This is a genomic window from Pseudomonas sp. AG1028 (assembly GCF_007993955.1).
Classification (GTDB): Bacteria; Pseudomonadota; Gammaproteobacteria; order Pseudomonadales; family Pseudomonadaceae; genus Aquipseudomonas; species Aquipseudomonas straminea.
In genome coordinates this window covers 84564-103127 of record NZ_VIVP01000009.1, presented here as the reverse complement: position 1 = coordinate 103127, position 18564 = coordinate 84564, and the positions used below count along the sequence as shown (strand labels likewise).

The 18564-nt window shown below is 64.4% G+C and carries 19 protein-coding genes and 2 pseudogenes; 10 read left to right on the top strand and 11 right to left on the bottom strand.

Annotated features, from left to right (window positions below):
- Positions 1-17 precede the first annotated feature (17 nt).
- Both FB481_RS16235 and FB481_RS16230 read right to left on the bottom strand, forming a co-directional pair.
- Positions 18-467, bottom strand: a complete 450-nt coding sequence (locus FB481_RS16235; RefSeq protein ID WP_093502835.1) for a hypothetical protein — start codon at positions 465-467, stop codon at positions 18-20.
- 111 nt (positions 468-578) lie between these two features.
- A complete protein-coding gene (locus FB481_RS16230) occupies positions 579-1067 on the bottom strand; it encodes a ProQ/FinO family protein (protein WP_093502833.1) in 489 nt (162 codons plus the stop codon).
- A 168-nt stretch (positions 1068-1235) separates the two neighbouring features.
- Between FB481_RS16230 and FB481_RS16225 the strand changes: the two genes are divergently transcribed.
- On the top strand, positions 1236-2867 hold the full coding sequence (locus FB481_RS16225; RefSeq protein WP_147177016.1) for a hybrid sensor histidine kinase/response regulator: 1632 nt from the start codon (positions 1236-1238) through the stop codon (positions 2865-2867).
- Here the strand turns inward: FB481_RS16225 and FB481_RS16220 are convergent.
- The 5 genes and pseudogenes from FB481_RS16220 to FB481_RS16205 all read right to left on the bottom strand — a co-directional run bounded on the left by FB481_RS16220 (position 2848) and on the right by FB481_RS16205 (position 6977).
- Positions 2848-3519 carry a response regulator transcription factor gene (locus FB481_RS16220; RefSeq protein WP_147177015.1) on the bottom strand — a complete coding sequence of 224 codons (672 nt, stop codon included), beginning with the start codon at positions 3517-3519 and terminating at the stop codon, positions 2848-2850. The genes FB481_RS16225 and FB481_RS16220 overlap by 20 nt on opposite strands.
- A 119-nt stretch (positions 3520-3638) precedes the next feature.
- Positions 3639-3857, bottom strand: a pseudogene (locus tag FB481_RS23645) (methyl-accepting chemotaxis protein); the annotation flags it as partial.
- A gap of 54 nt (positions 3858-3911) precedes the next feature.
- Positions 3912-4643 (bottom strand): annotated as a pseudogene (locus FB481_RS23640) (PAS domain-containing protein); the annotation flags it as partial.
- 679 nt (positions 4644-5322) lie between these two features.
- Complete coding sequence (locus tag FB481_RS16210; protein ID WP_147177013.1) at positions 5323-5622, bottom strand: chorismate mutase; 300 nt, start codon at positions 5620-5622, stop codon at positions 5323-5325.
- A gap of 185 nt (positions 5623-5807) precedes the next feature.
- On the bottom strand, positions 5808-6977 hold the full coding sequence (locus tag FB481_RS16205) for an MFS transporter (protein ID WP_147177012.1): 1170 nt from the start codon (positions 6975-6977) through the stop codon (positions 5808-5810).
- A 94-nt stretch (positions 6978-7071) separates the two neighbouring features.
- On the opposite strand from FB481_RS16205, the gene FB481_RS16200 reads away from it, so the two are divergent.
- A complete protein-coding gene (locus tag FB481_RS16200) occupies positions 7072-7965 on the top strand; it encodes a LysR family transcriptional regulator (RefSeq protein WP_147177011.1) in 894 nt (297 codons plus the stop codon).
- A gap of 296 nt (positions 7966-8261) precedes the next feature.
- Positions 8262-8663: a type II toxin-antitoxin system death-on-curing family toxin gene (locus tag FB481_RS16190; RefSeq protein ID WP_147177010.1), complete on the top strand. Its 402-nt coding sequence runs from the start codon at positions 8262-8264 to the stop codon at positions 8661-8663.
- A 316-nt stretch (positions 8664-8979) separates the two neighbouring features.
- Here FB481_RS16190 and FB481_RS16185 read toward each other — a convergent pair whose 3' ends face one another.
- A complete protein-coding gene (locus FB481_RS16185; protein ID WP_147177009.1) occupies positions 8980-9276 on the bottom strand; it encodes a hypothetical protein in 297 nt (98 codons plus the stop codon).
- Positions 9277-9290: 14 nt separating this feature from the next.
- Complete coding sequence (locus tag FB481_RS16180) at positions 9291-9788, bottom strand: MarR family winged helix-turn-helix transcriptional regulator (RefSeq protein WP_093502817.1); 498 nt, start codon at positions 9786-9788, stop codon at positions 9291-9293.
- An 85-nt stretch (positions 9789-9873) separates the two neighbouring features.
- On the opposite strand from FB481_RS16180, the gene FB481_RS16175 reads away from it, so the two are divergent.
- Both FB481_RS16175 and FB481_RS16170 read left to right on the top strand, forming a co-directional pair.
- Positions 9874-10776, top strand: coding sequence for a DMT family transporter (locus FB481_RS16175; protein WP_147177008.1), 903 nt, complete (start codon positions 9874-9876; stop codon positions 10774-10776).
- Entirely contained in the window at positions 10773-11933 is a 1161-nt protein-coding gene (locus tag FB481_RS16170) for a cyanate transporter (protein ID WP_147177007.1), read from the top strand. Before FB481_RS16175 ends, FB481_RS16170 begins: the two co-directional genes overlap by 4 nt.
- A 4-nt stretch (positions 11934-11937) precedes the next feature.
- Here the strand turns inward: FB481_RS16170 and mnmH are convergent, their stop codons facing one another.
- Both mnmH and selD read right to left on the bottom strand, forming a co-directional pair.
- Positions 11938-13029 carry a tRNA 2-selenouridine(34) synthase MnmH gene (mnmH, locus tag FB481_RS16165; protein ID WP_147177006.1) on the bottom strand — a complete coding sequence of 364 codons (1092 nt, stop codon included), beginning with the start codon at positions 13027-13029 and terminating at the stop codon, positions 11938-11940.
- Positions 13029-14063 (bottom strand): selenide, water dikinase SelD, encoded by a 1035-nt coding sequence (selD, locus tag FB481_RS16160; protein ID WP_147177005.1) that lies wholly within the window; start codon positions 14061-14063, stop codon positions 13029-13031. Before selD ends, mnmH begins: the two co-directional genes overlap by 1 nt.
- Before the next feature lie 159 nt (positions 14064-14222).
- On the opposite strand from selD, the gene FB481_RS16155 reads away from it, so the two are divergent.
- The 5 genes from FB481_RS16155 (at position 14223) to uvsE (ending at position 18545) form a co-directional block, all read left to right on the top strand.
- A complete protein-coding gene (locus FB481_RS16155; protein WP_093502807.1) occupies positions 14223-15074 on the top strand; it encodes a putative selenate ABC transporter substrate-binding protein in 852 nt (283 codons plus the stop codon).
- Positions 15071-15868, top strand: a complete 798-nt coding sequence (locus FB481_RS16150) for a phosphonate ABC transporter ATP-binding protein (protein ID WP_147177004.1) — start codon at positions 15071-15073, stop codon at positions 15866-15868. The genes FB481_RS16155 and FB481_RS16150 overlap by 4 nt, the downstream gene beginning before the upstream one ends.
- The gene (locus FB481_RS16145; protein WP_147177003.1) at positions 15862-16689 is read left to right on the top strand and encodes an ABC transporter permease; all 828 of its coding nucleotides are present in this window, start codon (positions 15862-15864) and stop codon (positions 16687-16689) included. Before FB481_RS16150 ends, FB481_RS16145 begins: the two co-directional genes overlap by 7 nt.
- Positions 16686-17453: a phosphonate ABC transporter, permease protein PhnE gene (gene phnE, locus FB481_RS16140; protein ID WP_147177002.1), complete on the top strand. Its 768-nt coding sequence runs from the start codon at positions 16686-16688 to the stop codon at positions 17451-17453. The genes FB481_RS16145 and phnE overlap by 4 nt, the downstream gene beginning before the upstream one ends.
- Before the next feature lie 66 nt (positions 17454-17519).
- Positions 17520-18545 carry a UV DNA damage repair endonuclease UvsE gene (uvsE, locus tag FB481_RS16135; RefSeq protein ID WP_093502799.1) on the top strand — a complete coding sequence of 342 codons (1026 nt, stop codon included), beginning with the start codon at positions 17520-17522 and terminating at the stop codon, positions 18543-18545.
- Positions 18546-18564: the final 19 nt, after the last annotated feature.

Genomic DNA, 18564 nt, shown 5'->3' with positions numbered 1-18564 from the left:
CCAGGCCGAGGCATAAGTCAGCGGCTCGGCTCGACCCGTTGCACCACCACTTCCTGTTGGGTGTACATATCCGTCAGCACCACGTCACCCTCGGTGAAATCCGGAGTGATCATCACCGAGCGGATCAGCCGCTGCGACTGCCCTTCTCGCTCCTGAATATTCTCGAATGCCACCACGATCGACTTGTTGCGCCAGTGCCCGACATCGAAGCCACCAGCGGCGATGAATTGCCCGATATCGCGCTGATCGTTGAAGGCCGACGCTGGCAATACCAGCGGCCGATCCTTGAGGAATACTTCGAAGTACTGATGGCTGCCCGCCGGGAAGTTACGCACGATCACATGCTCGATGCGCCAGTGGTAAACCGAGTTCTCGTACACCACCTTGCGCTCCAACGGTTTGCCGGTGCAGGCAGTGAGTAACGGCAGAAGCATGGCGCTGAGGCACAGGCCGAGTTTACGCAGCATGGGGGTCGGTTCCAGTAAAGGCAGCAGCACTGTTCAGAGCGTAAGGCTGGCGCCGTTCGCCCTGGCAGCGTTCGCTATCGCGGGAAAACCGCGTGTGCAGTGACTGCGCTATCAGGCATCGCTGTCAGCAGTGGCGGCCGGCTCTTTCGGCTTCTGCTGAGCACGACGCATCTGGCTGCGCTGGCGTCTGGCCTGCTGCTTGGCATGCAGCGCCTGAGCCGCCGTCACCGTGCCGGCCGGCTGGCCGTTCAAGTCCAGGCGCGGCGCATCTTCGACCATGCTGGCCCAGTAGCGACCGCCCCGGCACCAGGATGCCAGGCCGAGCTTTAGCTGCTCCTGAGTAATGCCCAGCTTCTCCAGATGCTGCTCGGCATCCTTGAGAATGCCTTCCTTGAGCGGAACCTTTGGGGCAGGATTGACCGGGAAGGCCAGCGGGAAGTGCTTCTGCAAACGCCAGATCGCTTCCAGTGCAGGATCCTGCTCCTGAGCCTTCTTTGGCGAGGCAGGTTGGCGCTTGCGCGGTTTGGTCGTCTCGGCCTTCACCTGCTGCTTTTCAGCCCGCAGGCGGTCACGTAGATCAGCTAATTGCTCAAAACCCATCGTTCAGTTAACAACTTGGTGGTTGATTGTCGGCGCAAGCTTATCCCATGCAGTGTTACAACACAGCCTGTTGCGCACTTTGATTTTCAGCACGGCGAATCATGCATGGCCGGCCGGGAAGGAATTCCGTTAAGGTCGGCCGCTTGATCAGGTTTCGGAAGGTCCGTCATGAAGTCGCTGTTTCGCCTAGAGGATCTGGAGTTCAGCCAGGCGCAACTGCGCCTTGTGGTGGTTTTCGTCGTGTCGCTCTATGCCGTGGTCATGTATCCGCTGGGGCTGCTCGATGCCAAGCTGCTCAAGGCCGTGCTGGTTACCGGTACGTTATTCACGTTGCTGTCGGTGTTGCTGCTCGCCCACCTCTGGTTCCTGCCGCAGCCCATGGTCTGGCGCAGGGTTGCCGCCATGCTGCTGGACAACCTGGGCGCCTGCGCGGTGATGATTCTCGGCCAGGAAGCGCTGCTGCCAACGTTCTGCGTCCTGCTGAGCATGACGGTCGGCAATGGCGTGCGATTCGGCCGGCCCTACCTGATTCTGGCCACCAGCTTTGGCCTTGCCTCTCTCACCCTCATCGCATTCTTCGTGCCTTTCCTGCAAGAGCACCCGGCGGTTCTGGTGATGATGGTGCTGAGCATGCTGGTGCTGCCCACCTTCAGCTATTTTCTGCTGGGCCGTTTGCAGGAGGCCATGGCGGCCGCCAAGCGCGCCGACCAGGACAAGTCGCGCTTTCTGGCGCAGGCCAGCCATGACCTGCGCCAACCCATCCACGCCATCGGCTTGTTCACCACCTGCCTGCGCGGCACTCCGCTCAATGCCGAGCAGCATCAGCTGATCGACAGCGTCGACCGTTCCCTGCTCAGCGTCGAGCAGCTCTTCCGCTCGCTGCTGGACATCTACACGCTCGACCAGCAGCAGGTGATGCCGCGTAAACAGACGGTGGACCTGCATCGATTGCTGGTCGACCTGAAAAAGCAGAACAGCGAGGCCGCGCGCTGGGCCGGCGTGGATATCCGTATACGTGGCGCCGCCACGCTGACCTACAGCGACCCCGCGCTGCTCGGCACCCTGCTGCAGAACCTGGTATCCAACGCCATCAAATACGCGCCGGGTCGCCCCCTGCTCATCGCCTGCCGCCGGCGTGGCTCGACCCTCACCGTGCAACTGCATGATCGCGGCCCGGGGATTGCCGCGGAGCACCTGCCGCACCTGTTCGAAGAGTTCTATCGCGTACGCCAGGAGCGTGACCGGGATGTGGAAGGCATCGGACTGGGGTTGAGCATCGTGCGGCGCATCGCCACCCTCCTCGACCTGCAGATCAGCGTCGCCTCTAGAGTCGGCCACGGTACCTCGATCACCCTGGCAGGCCTGCCGGCAGTCATCCCTCGCCAGGCCACCCATGCACTGCCGCCGACCGAACCTGTCGCCGACCTGCAAGGCATTCATGTGCTGCTCATCGAGGATGACCGCAGCGTGCTGGAGGCGATGGCCAAGCTGCTGCGCGCCTGGGGCTGCCAGGTCACCGCCATCGACGGCCCACCCAATGCCGCGTTGCCCTGCGATGTGGTGGTGACGGACTTCGATCTGGGCCGCGAGGCAACCGGCATCGAATGCCTGGCGCAGCTGGAAGAGTGGCATGGCCGTCCGTTACCGGCCGTGATTCTTACGGGTCACGACCCGCAGAGAATTCGATCAGCGCTACCGGACCCACGCATACCGCTGCTCTCCAAGCCCGTGCGCTCAGCCGAGCTGCAACGGGTCATCGCCGAATTGGCCGGGCGCCAGGTCAGCGCTCCCCTTCCCTGACCTGGGCGCTGCGACTTGCCGCGCCCAGCCCATGCCGTGCGCCCAGCGCCGCGGCTGCCGAACGCGAACTGAGCTTGAGAACGCCGAGCAGCGCCGACACGTGAATGCGCACGGTAAAGGGCGAAATGCGCAGAATCTGCGCGATCTCCTTGTTGCTCAGGCCATCGGTGATCAGTTGCAGCACCTCGAATTGCCGCGCCGTGAGCGACGAGAAACAATCGGCAGCAGTCGGCGGCTCGTAGGCCGTGAAGCTGCCCTGGGACGCACAACGCACCACAGGCTCGCCATTCAACGCAGCAGTCAGCGCTTCGGCGACCTCACTCGGGGGCAGCGATTTGCCGATAAAGGCACTGGCTCCCTGGCTCATCACGCGCTCGACCACCAGTGGGTCTTCGCACATCGACACCACCATCAGCAACGAGGCGGGAAACTCCAGGCGCCAGTCCGCAATGGAGGCCCAGGCGTTATCGCTCGAGTACATCAGATCCAGCAAGATGCCCGCCGGCGTTTGCGCTCGCGCCAGTTGCAACGCCTCATCCAGCGTCGCCGCTTCCCTGATCAGGGCCTGCGGTCGCGCCTGCGTGAGCAACCGCACCAGCCCATCACGAAAAAGCGGGTGATCGTCGGCGACGATGAAAAGCTCCTGCTGCATCTGCGATGAACGTCCGGGATTCTGAGGTCGATACCATACCCCATCGACGGCGGCTTGGCTGGCGCAATGAATGGTCCAGCCTTCAATTCCGCTTCGCTGAATTACCCCGCTCAGGTACGCATCATCTCAGCCGCCTGCTCAGTGGCCTCCGTAGTGCGGGTCGCAAGCTTACGCACCTCATCGGCCACCACCGCGAAACCTCGCCCCGCCTCACCGGCTCGGGCCGCCTCGATCGCCGCGTTCAGCGCCAGTAGATTGGTCTGGCTGGCGATGCTCTGGATAGTGCCGACGATCTGGGTGAGCTTCACGATGTTGGCTTCCAGGGTGCGCTGGTGCGCCGCCTCGGTATCACGCATGGCGTTCTGCTGATGTTGCAGATCCACGTCTACCAGTGCACCGACCACCCTCAGCGGCGCGCCCGAAGCGTCGCGCTTGGTTTGCCCGCGAGCCCGGAACCAGCGGTACTCACCGCTCTTCATCTTCAGGCGATATTCAATGTCGAAGGGCGTTTTGCCGGTACGATCGTTCAGGTGTGCCTGGAACGCATCGAGGCTGTAGGCCTTGTCTTCGGGGTGCAGGCGCGATGCCCAACTGTCCAGCACATCGGGAAACTCCTCGACTGTCTCGAAGCCCAGCAGACGACGGAATTGCGGCGACCACCAGAAGGGGTTCTTCGGGTTGACCGGATCACCGGCGATCACCTCCATGTCCCACAGGCCATCCGACAGCATCTCGCGGGCCAGCTCGAAGCGGGTGATGATCACGTCGTGCTCCTGCTCACGCTGCAGCTCATCGTGAATATCACGCAGCGCGCCGGCGACCCGCAGTGGTACGCCACGGCCGTCGCGTAGGGTTTCGCCCTGGGCAAAGAACCAGCGGTAGGTGCCGTCCTTCATGGCCAGGCGATTCCTGACCCGGTAAGGCGTCAGGCCCGACTTGTCGTTCAGGTGGCGGGCGAAGGCATCCAGGGTCGCCGCCTTGTCTTCAGGGTGCAAGCGGTCAGCCCAGCTGGCCAGCACGTTGGGAAAATCCCGCTCATCGCGGAAGCCGAGCATGGCCCTCAGCTGCGGCGACCACCAAAATTGGTTGCGCGGATTCACCGGGTCACCGGCTACCACCTCCATATCCCACAGGCCTTCGCTGGAAGCGCGGTTGACCAGATCGAAGCGCGTTTCCGAAGCGCGGGCGCTGGCGTCGGCCTCAGCCAGCATGAGCCGCGCCGCTTCCAGTTCGCGCTCAAGCTCGGCGATGCGATTGTCGCTCTGCGCAGCCTTTTGTTCGCGTGATGTCCATTCACGCTGCACCTCTGCCCAGCTGGCAGACCCACGGCTGGCAGTACTCTGGGCAGAATTCGGAAGCGAAGCGGTGAGTTGCTTGAGCGCCAGGAGCTCAGCGCGCGGACGAAAGAGATGGAGCATGGTTCGGTACTCAGAGGCGTTCGAGAGGTGCCGAATCCATGGCCTTGGTTGCTTTTCAACACACTGAAAGCGCCACCCTACGGGCCGATCAGCTATCAGCGCAGAGTAGGACTGGCGAGACTTTGGAAAGGTTGCATCTTATTGACATCATTATGATATCAGCGCACCAAAAGAGTACACACGCCTAAAGGTCATGTTGGCGGGCGCTATTTTCATCGTGGGCCAATAAACGGTCGCGCCCTGACGCGGGCCTGTTCGATAGCCACATACTTCGCTGTCGCGCTATCTGCAGGCACGCCTAGAGATGGTGAAGGGTTTGAACCTGGGCGCCGGGATGACCCTAGACTTTGCGTATCGGTGGCGACTCTCACCCAGCCTTAGCCGCTCAGGCATCTGCGCTCAAGGCGGCATGGGTACGCAGTTCTTCCTCGATGAATGCGGCGATCATCGCTCGATAAACCTGCTCGACGACCGCTGCCGAAGCGCCGTGCTCATCGGCCAGTGCACGCACCCTGCCGATGACCTGCTCGACACGCGCTGGGGCGCGGACATCTGCACTGTCTTTTTTGAAGTGCGCCGCCTGAGCGACGAAGCCGCCGCGCTGAGCGATGAGGTCGACCATGGCGCGGTCGATCTGATCGATGCGCTTGCGTACCTCTTCAAGGGATTTGCATTGCACGTCCATGTGACGATTTCCTGTGATGCTCCAAATGGGGCCATCACGTTAGTCAGCATGGCGACATGTGTCTAGCACGTAGGGCGGTCTCAGGAACGCTAGCGAACAGTCCGCTGGAGTACGCAAAACGCGTACTGCTTCACCAACGGCACACCGTCTGGCACGCCATACACCTTGGCAGCCTTGCATGCACATCAATTGCATACCCGCGGAGCAACCGGCCTGGATCGCCAGGCAAATCCAAGCACCATCAGTAGCCCCAACGCAGCCATCGCGGCACCGGCCAGGGAGATCGCCGGGTAGCCGAGGCCTGCACTGATCACCGCACCACCCAGCGCCGCGCCAATGGCGTTGCCGAGGTTGAAGGCGCCGATGTTCACCGCCGAAGCCAGGTTGGGCGCGCCCTTGGCAGCCTCCATCACGCGCATCTGCAGCGGCGGCACGATGGCGAAGCTGGCGATGCCCCAGATGAGGATGGCCACGGCGGCTGGCAGCGGCCAGCTCATCAGCATCGTGAAGGCCAGCAGCACCAGGATCAGCACACTCAGCGAGGCGATCAGGGTGCGGTCGATGGAGCGATCGGCCGCCTTGCCGCCCCACATGTTGCCCAGGGTCAGTCCCACGCCGTAGAGCACCAGCATGGCGGTGATGAAGCCGGTGGAGGCATGGGTCTGGGTGCTGAGAATCGGCGCGATGTAGGTAAATACGGTGAACATCGCACTGGAGCCGACCACGGTCAGGGCCAGCGCGGCGAGTACCGGGCCGCGACCCAGCACGCGGATTTCGGCGAGCACGCCATCGCTCTTCGGCAGCTCGACGTTGGGCAAGGCGAACCATAGCGCGAGCATGGTGATCAGGCCCAGGCCGGAGATGCCCCAGAACGCCGTGCGCCAGCCAAGCACTTCACCGAACCAGGCAGCCAGAGGCACGCCACCGATGGTGGCCAGGGTCAGGCCCATGAACATCGCGGCGACCGCGCCGGCCCGTTTGTCCGGCGCGACCAGGCTGGCCGCCACCACCGAGCCGACGCCGAAGAAGGCGCCGTGGTTGAGCGAGGTGACCACGCGGGCGATCAGCAGGCTGGTGTAGTCGGTGGCCAGGGCAGACATCAGGTTGCCGAGAGTGAAGATGGCCATCAGCCCGATCAGCAGGTAGCGCCGGGGAATCTTGCCGGTGGTCAGGGTCATCAGCGGCGCGCCGATCAGCACGCCGATGGCATAGGCGCTGACCAGCAGGCCGGCGGCGGGAATCGACACACCAAGATCACTGGCGATACCGGGCAACATGCCCATGGGGGCGAACTCGGTAACGCCGATGCCGAAGGCACCCGTGGCGAGCGCGACGAGGGGTGGATTGATACGCATGAGAGGCTCCTTATCTATGCCGCAAATGCTACGATCCCGACCTTACGGGCGGTAGACCGCTTTTCTGGCAAACACCTTTGCTGCAGAGGCACAAATGGACGTAGGCGGCCGATCAGGCGAGATGGAAGTGCTGGTGCGCGTGGCGCAGGAAGGTAGCCTGTCGGCGGCGGCGCGCACGCTTGGCCTGACGCCTTCAGCGGTCAGCCGCATCATCGCCCGCACCGAGCAACGCCTGGGCACCCGTCTGCTGCTACGCACTACCCGCGCCATTACCTTCACGGCCGAAGGCGAGGCGTACCTGCACGGCGCCCGGCGCATCCTGGCCGACCTGGCGGAGGTCGAGGGCGCCATCGCTGACCAGAGCGTGCCCAAAGGACGTATTCGCGTCAGCGCTGCGCTCGGTCATGGCCGGCTGGCCATCGTGCCGCTGGTGGCGGCCTTCAGCGCACGCTACCCAAACATCGTTGTAGACCTGACCCTGGGCGATGAGGTGGTAGACATTCTTGGCGGCCAGGCCGACGTGGCGGTGCGCTTCGGCCCGCTGCCGGACAGCCCGCTGACCGCTCGCAAGATCGGCGACACCGGCCAGGTGGTGGTGGCCTCACCCGATTACCTGGTGCGTCATGGCACACCCGAGGCGCCGGAAGACCTGCTGCAACACAACTGCCTACGCTTCAATTTCCGCCGCGCTGAGCCCAACTGGCCCTTCGTGCGCGACGGCGACGCGTTCTCCCTGAAGGTGTGCGGCAACATCGAATGCAGCAGCGGTGAGGCCCTGGCACAACTGGCCCGGGTCGGCGCCGGCATCGCCCGCATCGGCGCCTTTACGGTCAACGAGGACATCGAGCGCGGCGACCTGGTGCCACTGCTCGAGACCTTCAACCCGGGTGAGCGTGAGCCGATCCACGCCGTATTCGTCGGCGGCCCGACGATGCCAGCGCGAGTGCGGCTGTTCGTGGACTTTCTGATCGAGCATCACCGCTTGTGATGCGAGTGTAGTGATCCACCGACAGCAAAGTGTCGAAGCCCAAAAGCCTGTAGTCCAGTGCGCCAAGCACATCAGTGTGCTAGCTTACGAGCAGAAATTGATCAAGCTGTTCGGGGCATTCAAACCATGAACCACAAGCTGAACACCTATGGCGTCTCCATTGTAGAAAGGCCAAAAATCAAAGCTACCAAGAAACTGGACTTGGGGGGTGAGCAAGGTAAACAGATCGTTTATTCAGAGACCAAGCTTGCGCTCCGAACCCACAAGAGGACTTTTCAGAAGCTGGCTGACATGTAATGGAATTGATCTTCTTTCCATTTGAACGCGTGATTGAGATCAATACCCAGATCTTGACTACCGAGCCTGGCATGAAAGGGGCGATAAATATTCCAATTCTGCAGGGCGCACTGGCTCGAATCGACAACGCTATTGCCTATGGCGGCCTCGACGATGTATTCGAAATCGCTGCCAAATACACAGCCAGCATCGCGCGGGGCCACGCACTGCCTGACGCGAATAAACGCACTGGGCTTGCAGTCGGACTGGAATACCTTTCACTTAATGATTATGAAATCACGCTGGACAATGATCTGCTGGCGGACGCCGTCAGGGATTTGGTGACCGGCGATATCAATGAGCTCGATTTCGCCGACATTCTCTATTCCAGCTTCATCGCCTCTCAAAATCATCCGGCCTGAAAGTCTCCCCGGCCATGCCCAATCTAGCTGTTAGGGCATAAATCGAAACTCCAGTGGCTTACTGCCTCACAAACGGATCGCCTCTCAGTAAACACCGCAACCTGCCGGTAGGGACCCTAACCACCCTACCCAAACACCCGGCTGCCTCAACGTGGACGATGCAGCTTCACCTAACCTCTTCGCACCACCACCGGAACCAAGGTGGGAGCGCAAGGGGACGCCTAGTTCATGCGCGAAAATCACGGGCATGGCCCGTTCCCACAGGATCGGTGACTCGTCGTCTAAATACCACACATTCTCTCCGCACCCTGCCAGCTCAACGACTCAAACTAAACGCAAACAGCAGATACACCCCGAACGCCACCACCGGCAACAGGTGCCAGAAATGGGACAGCCACGGCGCCGAGTTAATGTAGCCAACCACCAGCAAGGCAGCGGTGCCCAGCGAGATGCTGGGGAGCAGCAGCATCAGGGTCGCCAGCAGGCGGTCCTGAAACGGCGTCAGTTCGTTGTGGTTGGCGATGGCAGCAGCGGAAAAGACCACGATCAGGCCTTGCAGGCCGGCAAAGAAGATCTGGGCGATTACGCCAATGATCAGTGCAGCTAGGGACATGGGTTCGCTTCCTTTCATTCACCCGATTGCAGGTTGGCCAGCAGCTTGCCGGTGAGCGCATGCAGCTGCTGTTTTTCCTCGTCACTGAGGACGGCCAGAACGCGCTGCAGGTTAGCAACGTGGGCGGTGAGCATGCTGTCGATCAGTTCAAAACCCGCCGGCGTCAGCGCCACCAGGATGCCGCGGCGGTCCGACGGATGCTTGCGCCGCTCGATAAACCCGGCCTTTTCCAGGCGGTCGATGCGGCTGGTCATACCGCCGGAGGAAATCATCGCGCTTTCGTACAACACCGTGGGCATCAGTGCATAGGGCTCGCCTGAGCGGCGCAGAGTGGCCAGCACGTCGAACTCGCCGGCCTGCAGGCCATGGCTGGCGAAGAACGGCAGCAGATGATCACGACTGATCACCTGACTCAATTCGCCCAACCTGCCGATCACCGCCATGGCAAAACCGTCCAGATCCGGGCGTTGTTCACGCCACTGCTCGGCGGCCAATTGTGCTCGATCCTGCATATGAACCTCGATTTATCTTGCCATCAAGATACTTTTCAAAAAGAATGTTTGCATCCTAGCGTATCCAGTCCAAGGAGACACCTGCATGGCAGGCACGCAGCATCGACCCGTTTTAGCCCTGGCCCTGCTGTTCACCGTCGGCGCACTGATGGGGCTCACCAGCATTCTGGTCAAGCTGGCCGGCAGCGCCGGCTGGCAGCCGATGGCCTATCTGTTGTGGGGCTTGCTCGGCGGCGGCCTGCTGCTGTTGTTGTTCGCCTGGTGGCGCGGCGAGCGGCCGGGCATGAGCCTGGCGCAACAACGCTATTACCTGGCTTCGGGTCTGCTCAGCATTGCCGTGCCGAACGGCCTGCTGTTCAGCTCCATCGGCCATGTCGGCGCCGGATTCGCCTCGATGTGCCTGGCCTTCCCGCCCCTGTTCACCTACCTGCTGGCCCTGGCGCTGCGCATGGAAGCGCTCAGCCGCATCCGCTTGCTGGGCATCTGCATCGGCTTGTCCGGCAGCCTGCTGCTGGCCCTGGGCAAACTGCACGGCGGCGACAGCCCGGCTTTGTGGGTGGTGGCGGCGCTGTGCGTGCCGGTATTCCTGGCGCTGGGCAATATCTACCGCGCCCGATACTGGCCCAGCGGCGCCACGCCACTGTCGCTGGCACCCGGCATGCTGCTGGGCGGCGCGCTGCTGCTGGGGCTTACGGCGCTGTTTGGCGTGGACTTCTCGCCCAATCTGAACAGCCCCTTGGCCGTCGGCCTGATGCTGTTGCAGATGCTGCTGTTCGCAGCGGTCTATGCGCTGTTCTTCATCCTGCAGAAGCTGGCGGGCACGGTATTTCTCAGCCAGATCGGCTCGGTGGCGGCAATCACGGGCGCGGCCATGGCCATCGGCCTGCTCGGCGAGCAGGGCAGCCTGAGCCTGGCGCTGGCGGCGCTGTGCATTGTGGTCGGCGTACTGCTGGTGGCCTGGCGTGGTGCTCAGGAGGCCGCGCAATGAAAAAGCAGCCCCTGTTGCTCCTGGCGATCATTCTGCTGGGCCTGAACCTGCGACCGGTACTCGCGGCCGTGGGCCCACTGCTCGACCGCATCCAGCTGGACACGCACCTGGGGCATGTGGGCGCCAGCCTGCTGACCAGCCTGCCGATCGTGATCATGGGCCTCGGCGCCCTGGCTGCGACCTTTTTGCGCGGGCGGCTTGGCGAGCGCCGCGGCATCTGGCTCGGTACCCTGCTGATCGCCCTCGCCTGCCTGGCCCGCGGCCTGCTGCCGAGCGCCACACCGCTGCTGATCAGCGCGCTGCTGGCCGGCGCCGGCATCGCCTTCGTGCAGGCACTGCTGCCAGGTTTGATCAAGGCACGGTTCAGCCAGGACGCTGGTCGGCTGATCGGTTTCTACAGCTGCGCGATCATGGGCGGCGCGGCCTTCGGTGCGGCGCTCACGCCCTGGCTGGCGCAGTGGCTGGGCTGGGCCTGGGCACTGGCCAGCTGGGCGGTGCCGGCCATCGTCGCCTGCGTGGTGTGGAAGCGCGCCGCGCCGGCGGACGAGCCAACCGCGAACAGTTCGGGGGCACCACTCAACCCCTGGCGCTCGCCGCGCGCCTGGCTGCTGATGGCGTTTTTCGGGGTCGGCACCGCGGGTTATACGCTGGTGCTCGCGTGGCTACCGCCCTACTACACCTCGCTGGGCTGGAGCGCCGAATCCAGCGGCCTGCTGCTGGCCGCCCTGACGCTCTGCGAAGTGGCGGCAGGCCTGCTGGCCTCGAGCCTGCTGGCGCGCTGTCCGGATCGCCGGGTGCTGCTGGGTTTCGTGTTGATGTGCCTGCTGCTCGGGCTTATCGCCCTGGTGATCGCACCCTTGGCACTGGTGGTGCCGATCTGCGTGCTGATCGGCATCGGCATCGGTGCGCTGTTCCCGCTGTCGCTGGTAGTCGCCCAGGACCATCTCGACGACCCACGCCAGACCGGCGACCTGCTGGCCTTCGTGCAAGGCGGCGGCTACCTGATCGCTGCCACCTCGCCACTGCTCGCCGGCCTGCTGCGCCAGTACGCCAACGACCTGCGTCTGAGCTGGCTGATGATGGCCGCCGCCACCCTGGTGCTGATGCTTATGGCCGCGCGCTTCAAGCCCGGCAGCGGGCACTTCCGCACCCACTGACAGGTCAGCGCGCCTCGCGCAGGTAGGCGACCACGGCGGCCTCATCGCCGGCGAACACGATGCGCTCGGCCTTGCTGTCGCGCTGGTAGGCGTACATGGGGTCGTAGTACTCGCGCAGCAGCCCGGCGATCCAGTCACGGTGGAAGTCCACGGCGCCGCTAAGCTGCTGGGTGCCTAGGGCATCGACCATGATCGCCCGCAGGCGCTGGTGGCGTTCGCCGCCCAGGCGCTTGTGGATGTTGTCCAGGCTCTGCAGCAGCCGCGCGGCGAACAGGTCGAAACCGCGCTCCTCACCGTTTACGGCGATGAACTCGGCGCACAGGTCGATCACGTAGTCGCGCAGGATGCGTTCCACGCGCCCCTCGAAGCTATCTTCCAGCCACACCAGCGGATAGGTCTGCATGCCCTGATGCAGCGACAGCGGCACGTTGCAACTGCCGACGATGCGCCCTTCGTCCTCGATCACGAAGCGCTCGATGCCCGCCGCCCGCTTGCGCAGGATGTCCACGGCCAGGGCGTTCTCGAAATCGATCTGTGCCGGCTGCCCGGTGGCGCGCTTGCCGAAGCTGGAGCCGCGATGGTTGGCATGGCCTTCCAGGTCCAGGCCGTCGGGCAGCTGGGCCAGCACGTCGGTCTTGCCGGTGCCGGTCATGCCGCCGACCACCACGAAACGGCACTGCGCCACAGCGTCTTCGAGGGTGTCGAGCAGGAAGGTGCGCATCGCCTTGTAGCCGCCGGTGATGCGTGGATAGTCGATGCCCGCCTCGCGCAGCCACTGCTGGACGATCTGCGAACGCAGGCCGCCGCGAAAGCAGTAAAGATAACCGTTCGGGTGGGCGCGGGCGAAGGCCGCCCAGGCGGCGACGCGTTCGGCCTTGATGTCGCCGCCGACCAGTTGATGGCCGAGCTTGATGGCGGCGTCCTGACCGTGCTGCTTGTAGCAGGTGCCGACCTTCTGGCGCTCCAGGTCGGTCATCAGCGGCAGGTTGACCACGCCGGGGAACGCGCCCTTGGCGAATTCCACCGGCGCGCGGGTATCCATCATCGGCACGCCGTCGAGGAAGATCGTTCGAAAATCGCGGGCATCGTCGCGCATCAGAACACCTCGACGGCGTGACGCTGTCGCTCCACCAGTACGCCGATGGGCGCCAGGCGCAGGCCCAGCTCGGCCGCCACGGCCAGAAACTCGTCCTGGCCCGCTTCGCTGACGGCGATCAGCAGGCCGCCACTGGTTTGCGGGTCGCACAGCAGGTCGCGCTGGCTGTCGCTCAGGGCGGCGATACGCTCACCGTAGCTGTCGAAGTTGCGCAGCGTGCCGCCGGGCACGCAGCCTTCGCCCAGGTAGTGCTCGACACCCGGCAGGCGCGGCACGGCGGCGTAATCCAGGCGTGCGGTAAGGCTGGCGCCGTCGGCCATTTCCACCAGGTGGCCGAGCAGACCGAAACCGGTGACGTCGGTCATGGCGTTGACGCCGGCCAGCTTGCCGAAGCGGCTGCCGGGCTTGTTCAGGGTGCACATCCAGTCGCGGGCCAGGCCCACGTCCTCGGCGCGCAGCTTGGCCTTCTTCTCGGCGGTGGTGAGGATGCCGATGCCCAGGGGTTTGGTCAGGTACAGGGTGTCGCCGGCCTGGGCGGTGTCGTTGCGTTTCATGTTCTGCTTGTCGACGACGCCGGTCACCGCAAGGCCGAAGATCGGCTCGGGTGCGTCGATGGAGTGCCCGCCGGCCAGCGGAATGCCGGCGGCATCGCACACCGCGCGGCCGCCGCGGATCACTTCGCGGGCCACTTCCGGCGGCAGCAGGTTGACCGGCCAGCCGAGAATGGCGATGGCCATCAGCGGGTCGCCACCCATGGCGTAGATGTCGCTGATCGCATTGGTGGCGGCGATGCGGCCGAAGTCGAACGGATCATCGACGATGGGCATGAAGAAATCGGTGGTCGACACTACGCCGCGGGTTTCGTCCAGGGCATACACCGCCGCATCGTCACGCGAGGCATTGCCGACCCACAGTTTGGGGTCGAGATTCTGCGCACCGCTGCCCGCGAGGATCACCTCCAGCACCTTGGGGGAAATCTTGCAGCCGCAGCCGGCTCCGTGGCTGTACTGGGTCAGGCGGATCGGCTCACTCATGGCAACGCTCTCGTCAACGGGAAACAGGCGGCGGATTCTAGCAAAGCTGGTCTTTCTCGCACCGCCTCCTATAATCGCCGCGATTCCCAGCCAATCCTGGCAAGCGCATCTGTATAGCGCTTGTTATCCGTTTTTTCCGCCATTGAACCGGAGAACTCCATGCTCAAGCGCACCCTGTCGTTGGTCGCCGGCCTTGCCCTGTCCGCTGCCGCCCTCACCGTCCATGCCGCCGAAACCCTGCGCGTATCGGCGATTCCCGATGAAGCGCCCACCGAGCTTTTGCGCAAGTTCAAGCCACTGGGCGCCTACCTGGAGCAGCAACTGGGCATGAAGGTCGAGTTCGTACCGGTGGCCGATTATCCGGCAGTGGTCGAAGCGCTGGCCACCGATCGCCTGGACATGGCCTGGCTGGGCGGCTTCACCTTCGTGCAGGTGAACCTGAAGACCGGCAACGCGATTCCGCTGGTGCAGCGTGAGCAGGACGCGGCCTTCACCAGCACCTTCATCAGCGCCGACCCGCAGGTCAAATCGCTCAAGGACCTGAAAGGCAAGACCTTCGCCTTCGGCTCGATTTCCTCCACCTCCGGCAGCCTGATGCCGCGCTACTTCATGCTGCAGGACGGCATCAAGCCGGAAAGCTATTTCAGCCGTGTCGCTTACTCCGGCGCCCACGATGCCACCGCCGCCTGGGTGCAGGCCGGCAAGGTCGACGCTGGGGTGCTGAACTCCAGCGTGTGGGACAAGCTGGTCAAGAGCGGCAAGGTCGACACCACCAAGGTCAAGGTCTTCGCCACCACGCCAACCTACTTCGATTACAACTGGACCGTGCGCGGCACCCTCGACCCGGCGCTGGCCGAGAAGATCAAACAGGCGTTCCTGGCCCTCGACCCGGCCAACCCGGAGCACAAGGCAATTCTCGACCTGCAGGCGGCCAGCCGCTTCATCGAGACCAAGCCTGAGAACTACAAGGGCATCGAAGAGGCTGCCCGCGCTGCCGATCTGCTCAAATGAGCCTGCGCCTGACCGCCGTCGGGCTCAGGCACGGCAATGGCGTGCAGGCGCTGCAGGGCATCGACCTGCAGGTCGAACAGGGTGAGCGGATGGCGATCATCGGCCCGTCCGGGGCCGGCAAGTCGAGCCTGCTCAACCTGCTGGCCACCGCCCTGGCGCCAAGCGCAGGCGAGCTGCAGGTGCTGGGCGAACGCCCGTGGCAGCTTTCCAGCCGCCAGCGCCAACGCCTGCGCACGCGCATCGGTCTGATCCATCAGGCGCCGCCTCTGCCCCTGCGCCAGCGAGTGGTCACCGCCGTGCTGGCCGGACGCCTGGGCCAGTGGAGCCTGGCCAGAAGCCTGGTCAACCTGCTGTATCCGCTGGACATTCCCGGCGCGCGAGCGCAGTTGGACAAGCTCGACCTGGCCGACAAGCTGTTCGCCCCCTGCGGCCAGCTCTCCGGCGGCCAGCTGCAGCGCGTCGGCATCGCCCGCGCCCTCTACCAGGCCCCGCAATTGCTGCTGGCTGACGAACCGGTCTCGGCCATGGATCCGCGCCTCGCCGATCACACCCTGTCGCTACTGGTCAGCCATGCCGAAGCCGGCGGCGTGACCCTGGTCGCCAGCCTGCACACGGTGGAGCTGGCCCTGGCGCACTTTCCGCGCATCGTCGGGGTGCGTGACGGGCGCATCGCCTTCGACCTGCCGGCCAGTGAAGTCGACTCCGAGCGCCTGCAGGCGCTGTATGCCAACGAACAGCTGAACCCGGCACGCGCTGGTGAGCCTGCTCCGGATGCCTGGGCGGCGCGATGCTGAAACGCGATCAGCGCGATCCCGCTGCTCTGCCGCGCCTGGCGCTCGTGCTGCTGGCCGTCGCCCTGCTATGGCCGGGCATGCGCCTGGCCGAGCTGGACCTGGGCGTGTTGCTGCACCCGGACAGCGCCCAGTCCATGGGCAGCTTCCTGAAGGATTTCTGGCCGCCCGCCCACAACGAAGACTTTCTCAGCCTGCTGCTGGACGCCACCCTGCAGACCCTGGCCATCGCCACCGCCGGTATGGCCCTGGCGTTGCTGCTGGCGGTGCCGGCAAGCCTGTTGGCCAGCCGTGCGCTGTCGCTCTCAGCGGCCTCACGTGGTGGTCAGCCGAGCGTGCTGGGCCGATGGCTCCGCTGGCCGGTGCGCGGGTTGCTGATCGTGCTGCGCAGTGTGCCGGAAATCGTCTGGGCGCTGTTGTTCGTGCGCGCTGTGGGCTTGGGGCCGACCGCCGGGGTGCTGGCCATCGCCATCACTTACGCGGGCATGCTCGGCAAGGTCTACGCGGAAATCTTCGAGTCGGTGGACCAACGCCCCGTACACGCCCTGTTGCAGAGCGGCAGCGGGCGCCTGGCCGCCTTCGCCTACGGCGTGCTGCCAGCCGCCGCCGCGGAGCTGACCTCCTACACCGTGTACCGCTGGGAATGCGCGGTGCGCGCCTCGGTGGTGATGGGCTTCGTCGGCGCCGGCGGCCTGGGCCAGCAGATCGACCTGTCGATGCGCATGTTCGCTGGCGCCGAAGTGGCCAGCATGCTGCTGACCTTTCTGCTGCTGGTGCTGCTGGCTGACCAGCTCAGCCACCTGCTGCGCGGAAGGCTCACATGAGGCGCCTGGGCAACCTGCTGCTCGCGCTGGCCATCATCGCAGCAGTGATCGGCTCCTTCGTCTACCTCGGGCTGAATCTGTCCGGCCTGTTCGGCGCCGACAGCCTGGGGCAGATGGGTAGCTATGCGGCGCGTTTCATGCACCCCGACTTCAGCGCCAGCCATCTGTTGGCCACCGCCCATGGCGCCCTGGAAACCCTGGCCATGTCGGCCGTCGGCACCCTGCTCGCCGCCGTGCTCGGTCTGCTGCTGGCGCTACCGGCGGCCGGGCGCCTGGGTGCCCTCCCCCAAGCTGCCACTCGGCTGCTGCTCAATGCCCTGCGCGCCATTCCCGAACTGGTATGGGCGGTGCTCATGGTGCTGGCGGCTGGTCTTGGCCCCAACGCCGGCACTCTGGCACTGGCACTGCATACCGCGGGCGTACTCGGCCGGCTGTTCGCCGAGGCCCTGGAGAACACCCCAACGCAGCCAGCGGACGCCATTCGCCTGCAGGGCGGCGGCGCCTGGGCCGCGTTCTACTATGGCACCCTGCCGGCATTGTGGCCACAATTGCTGGCCTACAGCCTGTACCGCTGGGAGAACAATATCCGCATGGCGGCGATCATGGGCTTCGTCGGTGCCGGCGGCCTGGGGCAGATGCTCTACGTCAGCCTGAGCCTGTTTCAGGAAGCCCAGGCCGCCACGGTGATCCTCGCCATGTTGCTGCTGGTGCTGGCCGTGGACGCCTTCAGCGGCTGGATGCGCCAGCGCTGGGTACGCAATTAATCCGGGAGCTCCACGGCTAAGGCTGTGGTCAGATTCCGTCTGCAGACCTGAATCCGAGACCTGTCCATGTCGCTACACCGCATTGGCTTTGCCTGTCAGTACCGCCACCCCGACCAGAGCCTGCCGGCCGGCGAGCTGAAAACCATCGAGGCGGCGTTCAACCCGCGCACCACCACCCTGCGCTGGATGGATAGCGTCAGCCAAGCGGTGGCCTACGCCAAGCTGACCGAAATCGTCGAGCACAACCTGCAGGCTCAGCTGCGCCTGCTCGCCTACGTCGCCACGCTGCCCAAGCCCCTGCAGATGCTGCGCTTGAGCAGCGACCTGCTGCCGTTCTACAGCCACCCGAAGGTCGCGGCCTTCTATCAGCAGCCGCAGATGCAGGGTTACCTGATCGAGCAGTTCGCCGCCATCGGCGAGGTGGCGCGCACGGCCAACATTCGCCTGTCCATGCACCCGGGCCAGTACTGCGTGCTGGGCTCGGACCGCCCGGACGTGGTAGAGAACAGCGTCGCCGAATTCGAGTACCACGCCGACATGATCCGCATGATGGGTTACGGGCGAACCTTTCAGGATTTCAAGTGCAACCTGCATATCGCCGGCAAGCTCGGTGGCGACGGCATCCGCGCAGTGTGGCCGCGCCTGTCCCATGAGGCGCGCCAGTGCATCACCTTCGAGAACGACGAGAAGACCTACGGCGTCGATGCCTGCCTGGAGCTGGCCGATCTCGCCCCCGTGGTGCTCGACGTGCACCACTGCTGGATCCACGAGGACGACTACATCGACCCACACAGCGAGCGCGTGGCGCGGATCATCGACAGCTGGCGCGGTATTCGCCCGACCATGCACCTATCACAGCCCCAGGAGCGTTTGCAGGAGCTGGGCCTCAGCGCCGAACGGAAACTGGAGATGCCCGAGGTGCTCAAGGTCGCGCCCAAGCGCGAGCTGTACGGCCACAGCGCGCGGATGTGGAACCACTGGACCAACCAATACGTGCTGCAGTTTCTCGATCGCTTCGACATCATGTTCGAGTCCAAGGACAAGAACGCAGCGACTCTGGAGTTCTACGAGCGTTATCTGAGGAACGCCTGACCTGGACTACGGACCGACA